The organism is Actinoplanes sp. NPDC026623, from assembly GCF_040638275.1.
Taxonomy (GTDB): Bacteria; Actinomycetota; Actinomycetes; order Mycobacteriales; family Micromonosporaceae; genus Actinoplanes.
The window spans coordinates 1-14,370 of sequence record NZ_JBEZXZ010000219.1 but is presented as its reverse complement, the minus strand read 5'-3'; the positions used below and the strand labels follow the sequence as shown (position 1 = coordinate 14,370).

Sequence of the window (14,370 nt, the reverse complement as noted above, 5' to 3'; positions counted from 1 at the left end):
GCGGCGCGGCTTTCACCGCGCCGCCGCCGTGTCCACCTCGATGCGGCGTGTCACTCTTGATTCGGGAGGGGGCCGCCATGTCCTTCGAATATGCGGGTGCCACGGTCGAGATCGTCGACGCCGTCACCATTCTCGCCGCCGCGCGGGTCAACCCGGTCGAGTTGCTGCACCGGGCGGAGTTCCCGGCACCGATCAGCGGTGCCGAGCTGACCGTGACCAGCGCCGACACCGGCTCCGGGCCGGTGCACGTGTTCGTCGCGGAGATCCGCGCCGGCGGCGACGAGCCGAGCAGGGAGCGCATCCGGGCCATGGTGCTGGGCAACGACCCGGTCGGCCTGCTCCTGGCGAAGCGGATCGCCGCCGGCGACGTGGTCACCACCCGAATCGTGGACGGGGTGGGTGCGGCCGTCGCGGCGTACCGGAGGCTCGGTGTTGATCGTCCGGCCGGGCCCGCCGCCGAGCGTGAGCGGGCCGCGGTCCTGGCCGACGCCGCCGCCGGGATGCAGGCGACGGTCGACTATCGCGACGGCGTGGTGCGGCTGCGCGCGGAGGTCGCCCGCGACGAGGTGCGGCCCGAGCATCTCGAGGCGATGGTCAGGCTGATGCTGCAGGCCGTGGCCGACCTGCTCGGCCCCGAGGCGGGGGAGCGGCCGCTGGCCGGCCGGCACTACCTGGTCAGCCGGGAGAACATTCCCAAGGTCGCGACCACCACCCGGACGGTCACGCTCGACGACGTCGGCGGGCTGGCTGACCTGGTCGCGCAGCTGCGGCAGATCGCGGTGTCGTTCCGGCACCCGGAGGCGATGGCCCGGTGGGGCGCCCGCCGGCCGCAGGGCCTGCTCATGTACGGCCCGCCGGGCACCGGCAAGACCATGCTGTCGCGCGCGCTCGCCAACGAGATCGGCGCCGATTTCCGGGAGATCCGCACGCCCGAGATCCTCGACAAGTGGCTGGGCGGCTCCGAGCGCAACATCAAGCAGATCTTTCGCGAGGCCCGGCGATACCGGGTGCCGACGCTGATCCTCTTCGACGAGTTCGACTCGATCATCAGCTACGCGGGATCGGGCGGCGACGCGGCGAGCCAGGCGATCAACGCGGTGGCGGGCATCTTCAAGCAGGAGATGAACGACCTGATCGAGGCGAACCCGAACGTCATCGTGGTGGCGACGACGAACTTCCCGCACCGGGTCGACGACTCGCTGATCCGCTCGGGCCGCTTCGACGTCAAGATCTCGGTGCCGAAGCCGGACGAGGTGAGCCGGGCGGAGATCTTCCGCAAGATGATCGCGCGGCTCGTCGCGGTGCACGAGGAGCCGGGCTTCACGATGTTCGCGGACGGCATCGACGTGGCCGAGCTGGGCCGGCTGAGCCACGGCATGACCGGCGCGGACATCAAGGAGGCGCTGCGCCGGGTGCAGCTGGCCAAGGCGATGCAGGACGCCCGCACCGGCGGGATGGTCGTGCCGATCAGCCAGGACGACCTGAAGGCGAGCATCGGCGAACTGCTCGGCCCGCGCTGAGATCGTGTTGTTCCCCTAGGCATAGCCGTGTGCCTATATTGAGGACTCCCAGGCGGATCGATGGTCCGCCTAGTGGACCAGCCTCGAGAAGGGAACATCGATGGAGGTCCCCCGCAGAGACATCCTCAAGGGAGTCGCCGTCACGGCCGCCGCCACGGCGCTCACCCAGCTACCCGCCGCCGGCGCGGACGCGGCACCCGCCGTTTCGTGCGTCACGCCGGGCGGAAGAGACTTCCCGAAGGTGGGCGGCAACTACGGCAACCAGAACTACTCGGCCCTGGGCGGCATCCACCACGGCAACGTCCGGCGGCTCGGCGCGGCCTGGGTCAACCGCATCGAGGGCGGCCTGACCACCGGCAACAACCAGAGCACCGCGGTCGCGGTCGACGGCATCCTCTACCTCGAATCGGCGCTGGGCAACGTCTTCGCCGTCGACGGCCGCACCGGCGAGACGAAATGGAAGTACGAGCAGACCCGGGGCGCCGTCACCCGCCGCGGCGTCGCCGTCGGGCCGGGCCTGGTGTTCACCCACGGCCGGGGCAACTGGATCATCGCGCTGGACCGGGCGACGGGGGCGGTGGCCTGGGAACGGCAGATCACCGGCTACGGCAACATGGAGAAGGTCGCGATCACCTACCACGACGGTCTCCTGCACGTCGGCACCCACGACAGCGTGCGGGCCGCCGCGCTCGCGCTCAGCGCCGCGGACGGCTCGCTGGTCTGGAACTTCTGGGGCACCCCGGGCCCGGGCGAGTTCGGAAACGACACCTGGGAGGGCGACTCCTGGCAGACCGGCGGCGCCACGCCGTGGATGCACCCGGCCCTGGACCCCGAGCTCGGCCTCGTCTACTGGACGTTCGGCAACGCCCGCGGCAACAATTCGTCGCAGGACGGCTCCGGCCGCGGCGGGCAGAACCTGTTCTCCAGCTCGATCGTCGCGATGGAGATCAAGACCGGGCGCTACCGCTGGCACTTCCAGTCGATACACCACGGCATCTGGGACATGGACAACGTGATGGCGCCGGTCCTGGCCGACGTCCGCATCCGCCGGCGGATGCGCAAGATCGTCGTGTACGGCAGCAAGTCGGGCATGTACTTCATCCTCGACCGCACGGACGGATCCGCGCCGCTGGGCATCGACGAGGTGCCGGTGCCGCAGGAGCCACGCCAGAAGACCTGGCCGACGCAGCCGTTCCCGCGCCAGGGCCCGTGGACCGAGACCCGCGTTGTCGACCAGCCGCTGGGCACCTCGGTGCCGGGCGACCCCAACCGCGCCGTGCCGAACTACGTGCAGGGCGCGCTGTACGACCCGCACTGGGACGTGCCCGTGCTGTCCATACCCGGGCACGGCGGCGGCGCGGACTGGAGCCACCAGTCCTACAGCCACAGCACCGGGCTGATGTACACGGGCTTCGGCTACGTCGCCGCGGCACACTCGCTGACGGAGACTAGCAACGGCCTGCGCCCGCCGGGCGAATACCAGACCGGCGGCGTGGTGGCGGTCGACCCGAGCACGAACGAGGTGCGCTGGAAGCGGCGGATGCCGTACTCGCTCGGCCACGGCAACGGCGTGCTGAGCACCGCCGGCGACCTGATCTACATCGGCCGGCCCGACGGCAACCTGCTCTGCCTGGACGCGAACACCGGCCGCGAGCTCTGGCGCTTCCAGACCGGCGCGGCGATCAGCAGCAGCCCGATCATGTACGAGGTCGACGGGGTGCAGTACCTGGCGGTCTACGCCGGCGGCACCGGCATCCCGTACGGGGACTCGGCGCCGCGCGGCGACTACCTGTGGGCCTTCAAGATCGGCGGGAGGGTGCCGCCGGCGCCCACCCCGGCGCCGCCGGTGATCCGCCGGCCGGTGTCCGGCCCGCCGGTCGAGGGGCAGGCGGTCGCCAACACCGTGGTGCTGGCCCGCACCTACGACCCGGCGACCGGCACGGTCGGCGCCACGGAGTCGACCGCGGTCAACGCGATGGCGCCGACGCACCTGCGGGTGCCGGCCGGCGCCACCGTGACGTTCGTGAACCCGGCGGACAACATCCAGGTGCACGGCGCGACGCAGTTCTTCGAGGGCCTCTTCGACGTCCGCCTCCGGCCGGGCGAGTCGTTCGACTACACCTTCGAGCGCAAGGGGGAGTACTTCTTCAACGACAGCTACAGCCCACGCCCGACGGGGAAGATCGAGGTCTACTGACGGGCCGCGCTTACCGAACTCGCGGTGAAGTCCGGGGCCGCGGACGGCCTGCCGAAGTGATAACCCTGCGCCAGCCGGTAGCCGAGGCGGTGCAGCTCGGCGGCCTGCTCCGCGGTCTCGACGCCCTCGGCGACGGCCGTCAGGCCCAGGCCGGTGCTGACCTGGATCAGGGCGGTGGCGATGACGGCGTGCCGGCCGGCCATGGTGATGTTGTCGACGAACGACTTGTCGACCTTGAGGATGTCGACGGGCACCGTCTGCAGCAGGCCGAGCGACGAGTGGCCGGTGCCGAAGTCGTCAAGCGCGATCGAGACGCCGAGCGCGCTCAGCTCCTCGAGCGCCTGCACCGCGTGGCTGCCGCCGAAGACCGCCGTCTCGGTCACCTCGACGGTGAGCCGCTCGGCGGGCAGCCCGGTCTGCGCGAGCGTCGCCGCTACGACGCCCGAGAAGCCCGGCTGGGCGAGCTGGCGGGCCGAGACGTTGACGCTGATCTTGTGCGGCGCGCGCTCGCCGAGCTCGGCCATCCAGGCGACGCCCTGCGCGCACGCCGTGCGCAGGATCCACTCGCCGAGCTCGACGATGAGCCCGTTGCGCTCGGCCGCCGGGATGAACCGGTCCGGCGGGACCGTCCCACGGGTGGGATGCTCCCAGCGGACCAGGGCCTCCACCCCGCGGATCCCGCCGTGCGGCAGCTCGACGATCGGCTGGTAGACCATCAGGAACTGGCCGGCGTCGAGCGCCTCGCGCAGCTCCGCGCCGAGGCGCGCCTGCTCGTCCGCCTCCTGGTCGAGATCCGCCACGTGGCGGCAGAAGGCGTTGCCGGACTTCTTCGCCGCATACATCGCCACGTCGGCGCGGCGCAGCACCTCGAACGGGTTGCTGGTTCCGGTGCCGTCGGTGACCCCGATGCTGGCGTTGACCAGCAGCTCGTGGTCCTCCACCCGGATCGGGGTGCGCAACGTCTCGGACAGCCGGGAGACCGTGAGGTCGGCCGCCGCGTCCGTCGCGCCCGGCATCATGATGGCGAACTCGTCGCCGCCCATCCGCGCCACCAGCGCGTCTGAGTGCATCGCCGTGACCAGGCGCCCGGCGAGGACCGTGAGAAGCTGGTCGCCGACGGCGTGGCCGAGCCGGTCGTTGACACCCTTGAAGTCGTCGAGATCGAGCAGCGCGACCTGCACCGGCCCCTCGGCCAGCGCCGAGCGCAGCGCCTGCTCCAGGCGCCGCCGGTTGGCGAGGCCGGTCAGGTCGTCCTCCATGGCGAGGTCCTCGAGCTGGGCCGCCTGCCGCTGCACCTGGGAGACGAAACCGCTCATCCGGAACACGACGAGCAGGAAGAGCGCGGCCGCGGCGGCCCCGATCACCAGGCGGTCCAGGGTGTCACCGCCGACCTCGGGCACGAACAGCAGGGCGGGCGCCAGCAGCGACGAGACCGCCAGCGTGGCCAGGCGCGACCGGCCGACCCGGTAGTGACCCGAACCGAGCGTCTGTGCCCCGGCCGACCGCATCGACGGATGCAGGCCGGCGGCGCCCCACGCCACGTACGAGAGCAGGAATCCGGCGTTGAGCAGGCTGCTGTCGTTGTTCTCGGAATAGAGCGAGATGAGCGCATAGCCCACGTCGCCGACGAGCAGGAACACGCCGGCCACGCCCAGCAGATGGACGCTCGGCGTGCGCTGCTGAGCGGAGGCGTACAGCCGGGCCAGCATCGCCAGCAGCAGGACGTCGATCGCGGGATAGGCCACCCCGACGGTTCGCTCGAGCGGCGAGGCGCCCGAGCCGAGCGCGAGCGGGTGCATGACGAACACCCAGAACACCAGGGCGAGCCCGGTCCCGACGATCGCCGCGTCGACCAGGCCGGCGAGATCCCGTCCGGCGCGCCCCCGCACCAGCTGGAACAGGCCGATCATGAGCATCGGGTACGCGGCGAGGTAGAAGACGTCGGCGAACGACGGGTACGGCTCCTCGTGCAGAACGAAGACGTAGTATTCCCAGGTCAGGTCCCCCAGGACCCAGGTGATCTGCCCGGCGGCGAACCAGTACCACATGGCCCGGCGCTCCGGGTGGTGCAGCCGCACCCCGATCAGGATCATGACGCTGGACAGGGCGCCGATCACGTTGTACAGCAGGTTCGAGGCGAGGCCGTCCGCGGGCAGCAGGAAGAAGCCGGCCGTCAGCGCCGTGCCCGCCGCCAGCCAGATCCACCAGAACCTGTTCTGCCTCACGGAAGGCCATCGACCGGCGGCGGACTCAATTGAGAGTTCCGCCGCCGAGGCGATGCCCGTCACGGAGGTGACCCAGGTCACCTGAGCGCTAGGCGGGCATCGCCCGCTCCACGATCGCGGTCGTGTCCACCCCGCGGGGCAGCGTGCCAAAGGTGTGCCCCCAGTCGCCGCCGAGCCGGCTCGCGCAGAACGCGTCCGCCACCGCGGCCGGGGCGTGCCGGACCAGCAGCGAGCCCTGCAGCACCAGGGCCATCCGCTCCACGACGCGCCGGGCGTCGGTCTCCAGGTCGTCGCCGTCGCCGAGCAGCGCGGTCAGCCGCGCCGCGGCCGCGTCCAGCCGCCCGTCCGCGCCGGCGGCACCGGCCACCTCGGCCCGGAACGCGTCCAGGCTGCCCGGGTCGCGGCGCATCGCGCGCAGCACGTCAAGGGCCTGCACGTTCCCCGAGCCCTCCCAGATCGAGTTCAGCGGCGCGTCGCGGTAGAGCCTCGGCAGGCCCGACTCCTCCACGTAGCCGTTGCCGCCGAGACACTCCAGGGCCTCGCCGACCACCGCCGGTTGGCGCTTGCACACCCAGAACTTGCCGACCGCGATCGCCAGGCGGCTGAACGCGCGCTCCTGGGCGTCGCCGCGCACCCCCCGGTCGACGGCGCCCGCGAGGCGCAGCGCCAGCGCCGTCGCCGCCTCGGACTCCACGGCCAGGTCGGCCAGGACGTTGCGCATCAGCGGCTTGCCGATCAGCGGGCCGCCGAAGGCCGACCGGTGCCGGGCGTGATGCACCGCCTGCACCAGCGCGCCGCGCATCCCGGAGGCCGAACCCGTCACGCAGTCCAGCCGGGTCATCGCGACCATCTCGATGATCGTCCGCACGCCCTGGCCCTCGTCGCCGACCAGCCAGCCGACGGTATCGTCGAACTCCGGCTCGCTGCTGGCGTTGCTACGGTTGCCGAGCTTGTCCTTGAGCCGCTGGATGCGGAACGGATTACGCTCCCCGTCGGGCAGCACCCTGGGCACCAGGAAGCAGGACAGCCCGGCCGGCGCCTGCGCCAGCACCAGGAACAGGTCGCACATCGGCGCGCTGGTGAACCACTTGTGGCCGCGCAGCCGGTAGGTGCCGTCCCCGGCCGGCGTGGCGGTGGTCGAATTGGCCCGGACGTCGGAGCCGCCCTGCTTCTCCGTCATTCCCATGCCCGCCAGCAGGCCGCGCTTGGACGCGGGCGTGCGCAGGCCCGGATCATAGGCGCGGGCGGTCAGCAACGGCTCGTAGACGGCGGCCAGCTCCGGCGCGTTGCGCAGGGCCGGGACGACCGCGTACGTCATCGAGATCGGGCAGGAGTGCCCGGCCTCGACCTGGCTCCAGGTGAACAGGCCGGCGGCGCGGGCGACATGCGCGCCGGTCCGCCGGTCCGCCCACGGCGCCGCGGCGAGGCCCTCGCTCACGGCGACCTCCATGAGCCGGTGCCAGGCCGGGTGGAACTCGACCTCGTCGACGCGGTGGCCGTAACGATCGTGGGTGACCAGGCGCGGCTCGAAGGTGTTGGCGTCCTCGGCCCAGCGCCGCGGCTCCGCCCCCCCGCCCAGCTTGCCGATCCGGTGCAGGTCGTCGGCCGCCCAGCCGGCGCCCTCGCGGGCGACACCTTCAAGCAGGGCGGCGTCGGCGGCGATATCGTGACCGGCCAGTGGGGGCGGCTGGTTCACGACCTCATGGGTAACGGGAGACATGTTCACAATCTATGGCTTGCGGCGAGCTCAGGACGAGGGCGGGGACCAGGTCGCGGCCATCGCGGCGATGCGGTCGGCGACGCCGTCCGGGTCAACCACCTGATGCAGGTGCCGGCCGGTCATCCGCTCGACGGCCCACCCCCGCGCGGCGGCCTCGTTCGCCACCTCCTCGTACGGCGGCCCGAACAGCAGATAGCCGCACGGCCGCCCGTCCCATCCGTCGGGCACCGGGATCCGCTGCTCGTAGTAGCTCAGCGGCAGCCTCGGCTGCTCCGCCTCGACCGCCTCACGGGTCTCCCGGTCCGGAAACATCGGGGCGACCACGGACTCGTCGAACCAGGTCGTCCACGGCGGCAGGAGGCCGTCCTCGGCCTTCTCCCGCAAGAACTCCCGCCGGTCCGCGGCGCCGACCGGGGTGGATCCGCGCCGCGCGGGCAGCCTCGCGTCCACGAAGAGGCAACCGGCGACCGGCCTGGTCAGCGCCGCGGCGATGACGGGAACGAACAGCCCGGCGTTGCTGTGCGCGACCAGCACCACCGGGCGTCCGGCGGACAGCCCGGCCACCTTGCCGGCTACCAGCTCGGTGATCCGCGGCCAGAAGGGCGGCTCGGCCCAGGGCACGTCCAGCAGCGAGGGCACCACGGCGGTGGCGCCGTGCGCGATCAGCCGGGTGGCGACCGGTTTCCAGGTGGCGGGGCCGACCAGTGGGCTGTGCACTAGAACGAAGGCGGCGTCCATGATGACCACGTTCCCGGAAAGCTTGGGCTGTCGCCAGGTGGATGGGGTCGTCGGCTCGCGTATGTGGGTGGCATTTTGCTTGCCCCACCCTTGCGTTCGAGCCCCTTGCGCTGGGTTCTTGGTTGCTCGCCGCTGGGTGCATGGTTGCCCTGGTGGTCCCCTTGCGGTGGGTGGTCGGGCTTCCGCGTTGTGGGCGCGGCAGGAGGGCTGGTCGGGCAGGCCGGGGTGGGTGGTGGGTCAAGCGGACGCACCTCGCCGGTTGCGGTCAGCGGCCCTCGCGCGATTTGTAGTGCCTCTTGGAGGCTCGCTATCGGTTGGCTGGAACGCTGTGCGCGGGCAGGCGCCGGCCGCAGTTGTGCGGCTGCCTGTGTCGCGTCGGATCACGAGGGTGCTGTCGTTGGTTGCGGCGTGTGGGCTGGGATTCTGGGTGTCGGGATGTGTCGGCGATCTTCGGGGTGATCTGGGCTTCGGTCCATTCTGGAGTCTGAGTCGGGGTGGCTGAGGTGGGCGGCGCGGCGGGGTGTTCGGGGCCTACGATCTCCGCTGTGCTTGGTGATCATGAGATTGAGGCGTTGTGGGCCGCGGCGAGGGAGGCGGACCTGCCGGCCTTTCAGCACGCGGCTGTTGATCTGTGAAAGCGGGTCGGCAACGAGACTGTGGACATTTTGGACAGGGTTGTGCCGTTGTTCGCCATGGTGCCGCCGGAGTTGGCGGGGCAGCTTGCTCTCGGTGCCATGTGGCTGCACCGTCGTGGGGCGCCGGAGCGGGGGCTGGCGGAGGCGGTGCCGGGGCTTGGTTCCTGCTCGACGACTGGATCGCCTCGGCGAATGGGCTCCTCGCCCGGCGGGAGGTGCGCGCCGGTCTTGCTCACCGGGAGGAGCTGACCCGGTTGGCCCGGCGCCTGGACCCCCTGCGGTCCGACATGAGATGCCTGGTCGAGCTGCTCGACGTGCTCGACGACGAGCCGCTGATCGTGATCCATCGTGCCCGGCGGCAGGCCTTCCGGCTGAGCATGAGCGGGGTGAGCGACAACTTCCAGCTGTACACCCTGATCGCCGACACCCTGAACCGGCACGACCCGGCGGAGAACCCGGCGCCCGACCCCGACTGGGTGGCCGCGGCGACCACCGGCCCGCTCGACGCCTCCGATCGGATCAGGGCGCTGTTTCAGCTCACCGACGGCGACGGGATGGCGGTCTCGGTGGAGGGCCGCCCCGCGCTGATCCCGTTGCATCGCGGTCGCCGGGTCGTCGTCATCGACCCGGCGACGACCGGCTGCAGCTGGGACCTCGGACGCAACCACGAGAAAATGGTGCCCGAGCTGCGCCTCGAGGAGGTGCTGGGTCCGCGGGAGGCCGGCAGCGTCTCCGGGCCGATCAATCGACCCGGGCCGCGGATGTCACACATCCACTACGACCGCCGGGCCGGACAGGTCCGCCATTACTACCAGAAATGAACGGCCAACTCCGCAGAACGACGACGCCCGGCCCTCGTGATCGAGGGCCGGGCGTCGTCGTGCGGTCGGTTCAGCTGTCCTGAAGGTTCCGGTCGGCAAGCAACTGCGCCCGCTGCGGCCAGGCCGGCAGGCTCGCCGACGAGCGAATCCCGGCCGCCGTGATCGCGGCCCGGAGCGCGGCCTCGTCGCTGGCGGCGAGCTTGGCGTAGGTGGTGATTCCGGCGCTCCGCAGCGCGCCCGCCATCTTCGGGCCGATGCCGTCGATGCGGGTGAGATCGTCCGGGGCCGCGGCGACGGCGGCCTCGGGAGTCCGCTGCGCCGGCACCGTCTCCACCCGCGCCTCGACCGGCGCGTCGATGGTCGCAGGCACGGGCTCGGCCACGACGGCGACCGGCTCGGCCTCCACGACCGCGGGCTCGGTCTCTGCGACGACGGCCGGCTCGGCCTCCGCAGCGACGGGCTCGGCCGCTACGAGGACGGCTGCCGGTTCCGCGGCGGCGGGCTCCGGCTCAACGGCGACGGGCTCTGCCACGGCGACGGCGACCGGCACGGTCTCTGCGGCGACGGGCTCGGCCGCCACGGCGACGGGCTCTGCCACGGCGACGGCGACGGGCTCGGCCTCTGCGGCGACGGGCTCGGCCTCCACGACGGCGGGCTCTGCCACCGCGACGGCGACGGGCTCGGCCTCTGCGGCGACGGGCTCGGCCGCTACGAGGACGGCTGCCGGTTCCGCGGCGACGGGCTCGGCCTCTACGACGGCGGGCTCTACCAGGACGGGTGCCGGTTGCGCGGCCAGGTTGCCGGCGAAGCCGTTCCGCTCGCGGGTGGCGAGCAGGCGGGCCTGCGCCGGCCACGTCGCCAGGTTCGGGGCGGAGCGCAGGCCCGCCGACTTGATCGTGGAGCGCAGGCTCTCGACGTCCGTCTCGCCAAGCTCGCGGAAGGTGGTGATGCCGGCGGCGGCCAGGGCGGCCGCGATCTTCGGGCCGATGCCCTCGATGCGGACCAGCTTGTCCGGGGCCGAGACCCGCTCGGTGACGGCCTCGGTCGTCACGCCGGAGGAGACCTCCGGCTCGGCGACGAGAACGGCGGCGGCTTCGGGCTCCGGCACCGCGACGGGCTCGGACGCCGCGACGGCGACGGGCTCGGCGGCGACAACGGGCTCCACAACGGGCTCAGCCTCGGTGACGGCCTCGGGCTCGGCGGCCGCGACGGGCTCGGCGGCCGCGACGGGCTCGGCCGGCTCGGCGGCTGTGACGGGCTCAGCCGGCTCGGCGGCTGCGACGGGCGCGGGCTCTGCAGCGGGCTCGGGTTCGGTGACCGCGTCGGGCTTGGCGTCCGCGGCGTCCGCGGCGTCCGCGGAGTCCGTGACCGGTTCGGCGGGAGTGGACGCGCCGGCGGCGGTCGACTGCGCGGAGCTCTTGGCGGCGAGGGCGCGACTACGGATCAGCCAGCCCACGAACAGGCACACGAGCAGTGCGGCAACTATGGAAAGGAGTAGTGCCACGGCATGCCTCCGAAGACGGGGATCGAGATGTAGCGCGCAGCTTTGCACATCTCGATACCGCATCGACCACGGCGTGCCGTATTCGTGACCCCAAGTGGGTGAATTCGCCCAAGCGGTTAGGCGTGCGGTCTGAGCAGGGTGATCCTGTTTGCGCCGAGCTCCGTCACGTACAGGTTTCCGGTCGCCGGGTCCTCGGTGACGTCGAGCGGCTGGCTGAAGCCGGTCAGCCCGTCGATGCCGGTCGTTCGGTTGCTCAGCGCCCCGTTCGCCGCGACGTCGAACGTCTCGATGTCCTGGCCGGCCGAGTAGCGGACCACCAGCAGTTTTCCGTCCAGCGCGCCGCCGCGGTACTCGATCGCGCCGTTCGCCGAGGCGTGCAGCCCCGCGTCGTAGGTGCCGGCCAGGTCGAAGGCGGGATCCGGCAGGGTGCCGGCCGGGTACGCGCCGACCTGGAACGCGTCGGTGCCCGCGGTCGGGTTGCCGCCGGCCAGCACCCACTCGCAGCGCTGCGGGTTCGGGTGGCCGTAGTAGCGGCCCGGCTTCACGTCGAACACGTAGTCGGTCTCGGCGGTGGGCACATTGGTCAGGGCCGGAACTGCGGTGCCGGGGTAGCCGCGGCGGGCGCAGGACGCGGGCAGCGGCGCCGGGGTCGCCGGGGTGTTGCCGCCGGCCGCCGAGCCGTTGGTCGGCGCGTACAGGTGGCCGTTGCGGTGCCAGACCAGGTCGAAGGCGTTGCGTACGCCGGTCGCGTAGATGGTCAGCGGCGCGCCGGCGGCGTACGGGTCGTAGCCGCCCCCGTCCGCGGTCCGCACGTCGATCGGCGTACCGGTGAACGCCCCCTGGTCGAGTCGCAGCACCGCCGCGCTGAGCAGCTGCTCGGGCCGGTTTCCCCAGGTGGAGTCGGCCGCGCCCATCGCGTTGTTCGCGCCCTGCGAGACGTAGAGCGCGCCGTCGGGGCCGAAGGCGAGCGAGTTGGTCTCGTGGTCCTTGACCGAGCGTGGCAGGCCGACCACGACAGGCGTGTAGGTGCCCAGGTCCGTTCCGCTGAGCCGGCCGATCCGGCCCGACCAGTCCGGCACGTTCAGCGGCCCCACGTATTCGTAGTTGTCGGTCACCCAGAGGTTGCCCGCCGGGTCGAAGGCCATGCCGATCACGGTGCGGGCCGGCGCGCCGGGCAGGCCCAGCGCCGCCGCGTTGTCGCGCACCGCGGTGATGGTGGTCGCCGTGCCGAGGGTGCCGTCGGCGTTGACGGGAAAGCGCAGGATGCGCCCGTCGAGGGTGCCCGCGTACAGGCGGGCGTCGGGGCCCTTGACGACCGTCGTGAAGGGCGCGCCGGTCGCGACGCCGACCACCTTGTCGAACCCGGGCCCGCCGGTTCCGCCGCCGGCCCCGGTGGTGAAGACGATCGAGTACGGGGTGAAGGCCCGCCCGCTCACGTCCCGCACCCCCGAGGTCAGGGTGAACCGGTACGCCGTGTCCGCCGCCAGCGCGGACGTCGGGGAGAGGTTGACGACGTCCCCGCCGCCGCTGGTGATGACGGTGGCGGGCACCGCCGCGCCGTCGTCGACCCGGGCCAGCGTCACGGTCGTGCCGGTCAGCGTGGCCTGGTCGACGCCGCCGCCGGGCAGCACCAGGTCCTCGACGACGCTGCCGGTCGGCGAAACGCCGGTGGCGCCGTTCGCGGGCGTGCTGGTCCGCACGCCGGGCAGGGACCCAGCGCCGGGGACGCTGGCCACGTCCACGTAGTCGAACTTGGTGTTGACGCCGCCGGCCGCGCTGAGCGTGAGCCGCCCGTCGGTGACCCGGACCGTCCGGGTCGCGGTGGCGTGCCGGGCCGCGGGCGCCGGCGCGAAGGCCGCGACGGCGTTCTGGTCCTCGACGCTGAGCCAGTGCACGCTGTCGAGCGCGGTGCCGGCGTCGCCGACCGCCGCCGTCACCGTGTAGGTGCCGTCCGGCACGGCCGCCTCCCAGGAGCCGGGCGTGGTCACGCCCGGCGAACCGGCGGGTAGCTGGGCGTGCATGAGCGTGGCGAGCCGCACGTCGCTCTGCCCGGCCGCGGGGTTCCGGTTGCGGCCGTTGCCGGCCAGGCTCAGCGGCGTCGTCGTGCCCGGCTGCACCCAGCCGTACCCGCGGGCGGCCGCGAACGCGTCGCCGGAGTCGCGCACATAGCCGGCCGGTGGCGCGGTGGCGGCGTCGGAGAAGTTCACCCGCAGCGCGAAGGCCGCCGGGGTCGCGGTGACCGTGGCGGACCGCGCGGACTCCGCGCCTGCGGTGTCCACCGCGGTGACGGCGTAGCCGTACGCGGTCCCGTTGCCGACGGTGGTGTCCAGCCACGAGGCCCGGGGCAGCGGCGCCGCGCCGGAGACGAGCGCGCCGCCCCGGTAGACGCGGTAGCCGGCGATGTCGGCCGCGGTCGACGCCGTCCAGGCCAGCGCGACCTGCGAGTCCCCGGGCGTCGCGGTCAGCCCGGCCGGTGCCGCGGGCGGCCCGATCCGGGCGATCTCCACGTAGTTCAGCTTGGTGTTGGTGCCGCCGGTCGCGTCGAGGGTCAGCCGGCCGTCGCTGACCGGCACGGTCGCGGTGGCGGTGCGGAACTCGGCCGCGGCGGTCGAGACGAACCCGTTCACCACGGTGACGCCCTCGGCCCGGATCATGTGCGAACTGTCGTACCCGGGCTGGTCGCCGACCGCCACGGTCACCTGGTAGGTGCCGGCCGGCAGCGCGTACTCCCAGGCGCCCGGGGTGAGCACGCCGGCGGTGCCGCCGACGTCGCCGTACTGGAGGTGGATGAGGGTGTTGAGCCGCGGATCGATGCCGGCCCGGGCGCGGTCGCGGGTGTTGCGGGTCAGGTCCAGCGGGTCGTGGGTCCCGGCGACCACCCAGCCGGACCCGCGCGCCGCGTCGAACGCCAGGCCGGTGTCGGCGGTGTACCCGGCCGGCACCGCCGACGACGCGGGCTGGAAGTCGACCTTCGCGACGGGCGTCGCGGGGGCCCGCGCGGGCGCCGCCG

Annotated in this window: 8 protein-coding genes; 3 read left to right on the top strand and 5 right to left on the bottom strand. The window is 72.8% G+C overall.

From position 1 onward, the window contains the following. Window positions 1–77: 77 nt before the first annotated feature. A complete protein-coding gene (locus AB0F10_RS38470; protein WP_360637154.1) occupies window positions 78–1,520 on the top strand; it encodes an ATP-binding protein in 1,443 nt (480 codons plus the stop codon). Window positions 1,521–1,620: 100 nt separating this feature from the next. Then, window positions 1,621–3,717 carry a PQQ-binding-like beta-propeller repeat protein gene (locus AB0F10_RS38465; RefSeq protein WP_360637151.1) on the top strand — a complete coding sequence of 699 codons (2,097 nt, stop codon included), beginning with the start codon at window positions 1,621–1,623 and terminating at the stop codon, window positions 3,715–3,717. On the opposite strand, the gene AB0F10_RS38460 is transcribed toward AB0F10_RS38465, so the two are convergent. From AB0F10_RS38460 to AB0F10_RS38450, 3 genes are all read right to left on the bottom strand, one after another. Continuing rightward, window positions 3,711–5,942: a bifunctional diguanylate cyclase/phosphodiesterase gene (locus AB0F10_RS38460; protein ID WP_360637148.1), complete on the bottom strand. Its 2,232-nt coding sequence runs from the start codon at window positions 5,940–5,942 to the stop codon at window positions 3,711–3,713. The genes AB0F10_RS38465 and AB0F10_RS38460 overlap by 7 nt on opposite strands. Before the next feature lie 88 nt (window positions 5,943–6,030). Continuing rightward, window positions 6,031–7,662, bottom strand: a complete 1,632-nt coding sequence (locus AB0F10_RS38455; RefSeq protein ID WP_360637145.1) for an isovaleryl-CoA dehydrogenase — start codon at window positions 7,660–7,662, stop codon at window positions 6,031–6,033. 27 nt (window positions 7,663–7,689) lie between these two features. After that, the gene (locus AB0F10_RS38450) at window positions 7,690–8,400 is read right to left on the bottom strand and encodes an alpha/beta hydrolase (RefSeq protein ID WP_360637142.1); all 711 of its coding nucleotides are present in this window, start codon (window positions 8,398–8,400) and stop codon (window positions 7,690–7,692) included. A gap of 922 nt (window positions 8,401–9,322) precedes the next feature. On the opposite strand from AB0F10_RS38450, the gene AB0F10_RS38445 reads away from it, so the two are divergent. Beyond that, on the top strand, window positions 9,323–9,856 hold the full coding sequence (locus tag AB0F10_RS38445) for a hypothetical protein (protein WP_360637139.1): 534 nt from the start codon (window positions 9,323–9,325) through the stop codon (window positions 9,854–9,856). Between the two features lie 70 nt (window positions 9,857–9,926). Here the strand turns inward: AB0F10_RS38445 and AB0F10_RS38440 are convergent, their stop codons facing one another. Continuing rightward, window positions 9,927–11,360 (bottom strand): helix-hairpin-helix domain-containing protein, encoded by a 1,434-nt coding sequence (locus AB0F10_RS38440; RefSeq protein ID WP_360637136.1) that lies wholly within the window; start codon window positions 11,358–11,360, stop codon window positions 9,927–9,929. A gap of 116 nt (window positions 11,361–11,476) precedes the next feature. After that, the coding region (locus AB0F10_RS38435; protein ID WP_360637133.1) for an Ig-like domain-containing protein at window positions 11,477–14,370 on the bottom strand (2,894 nt) is incomplete at its 5' end.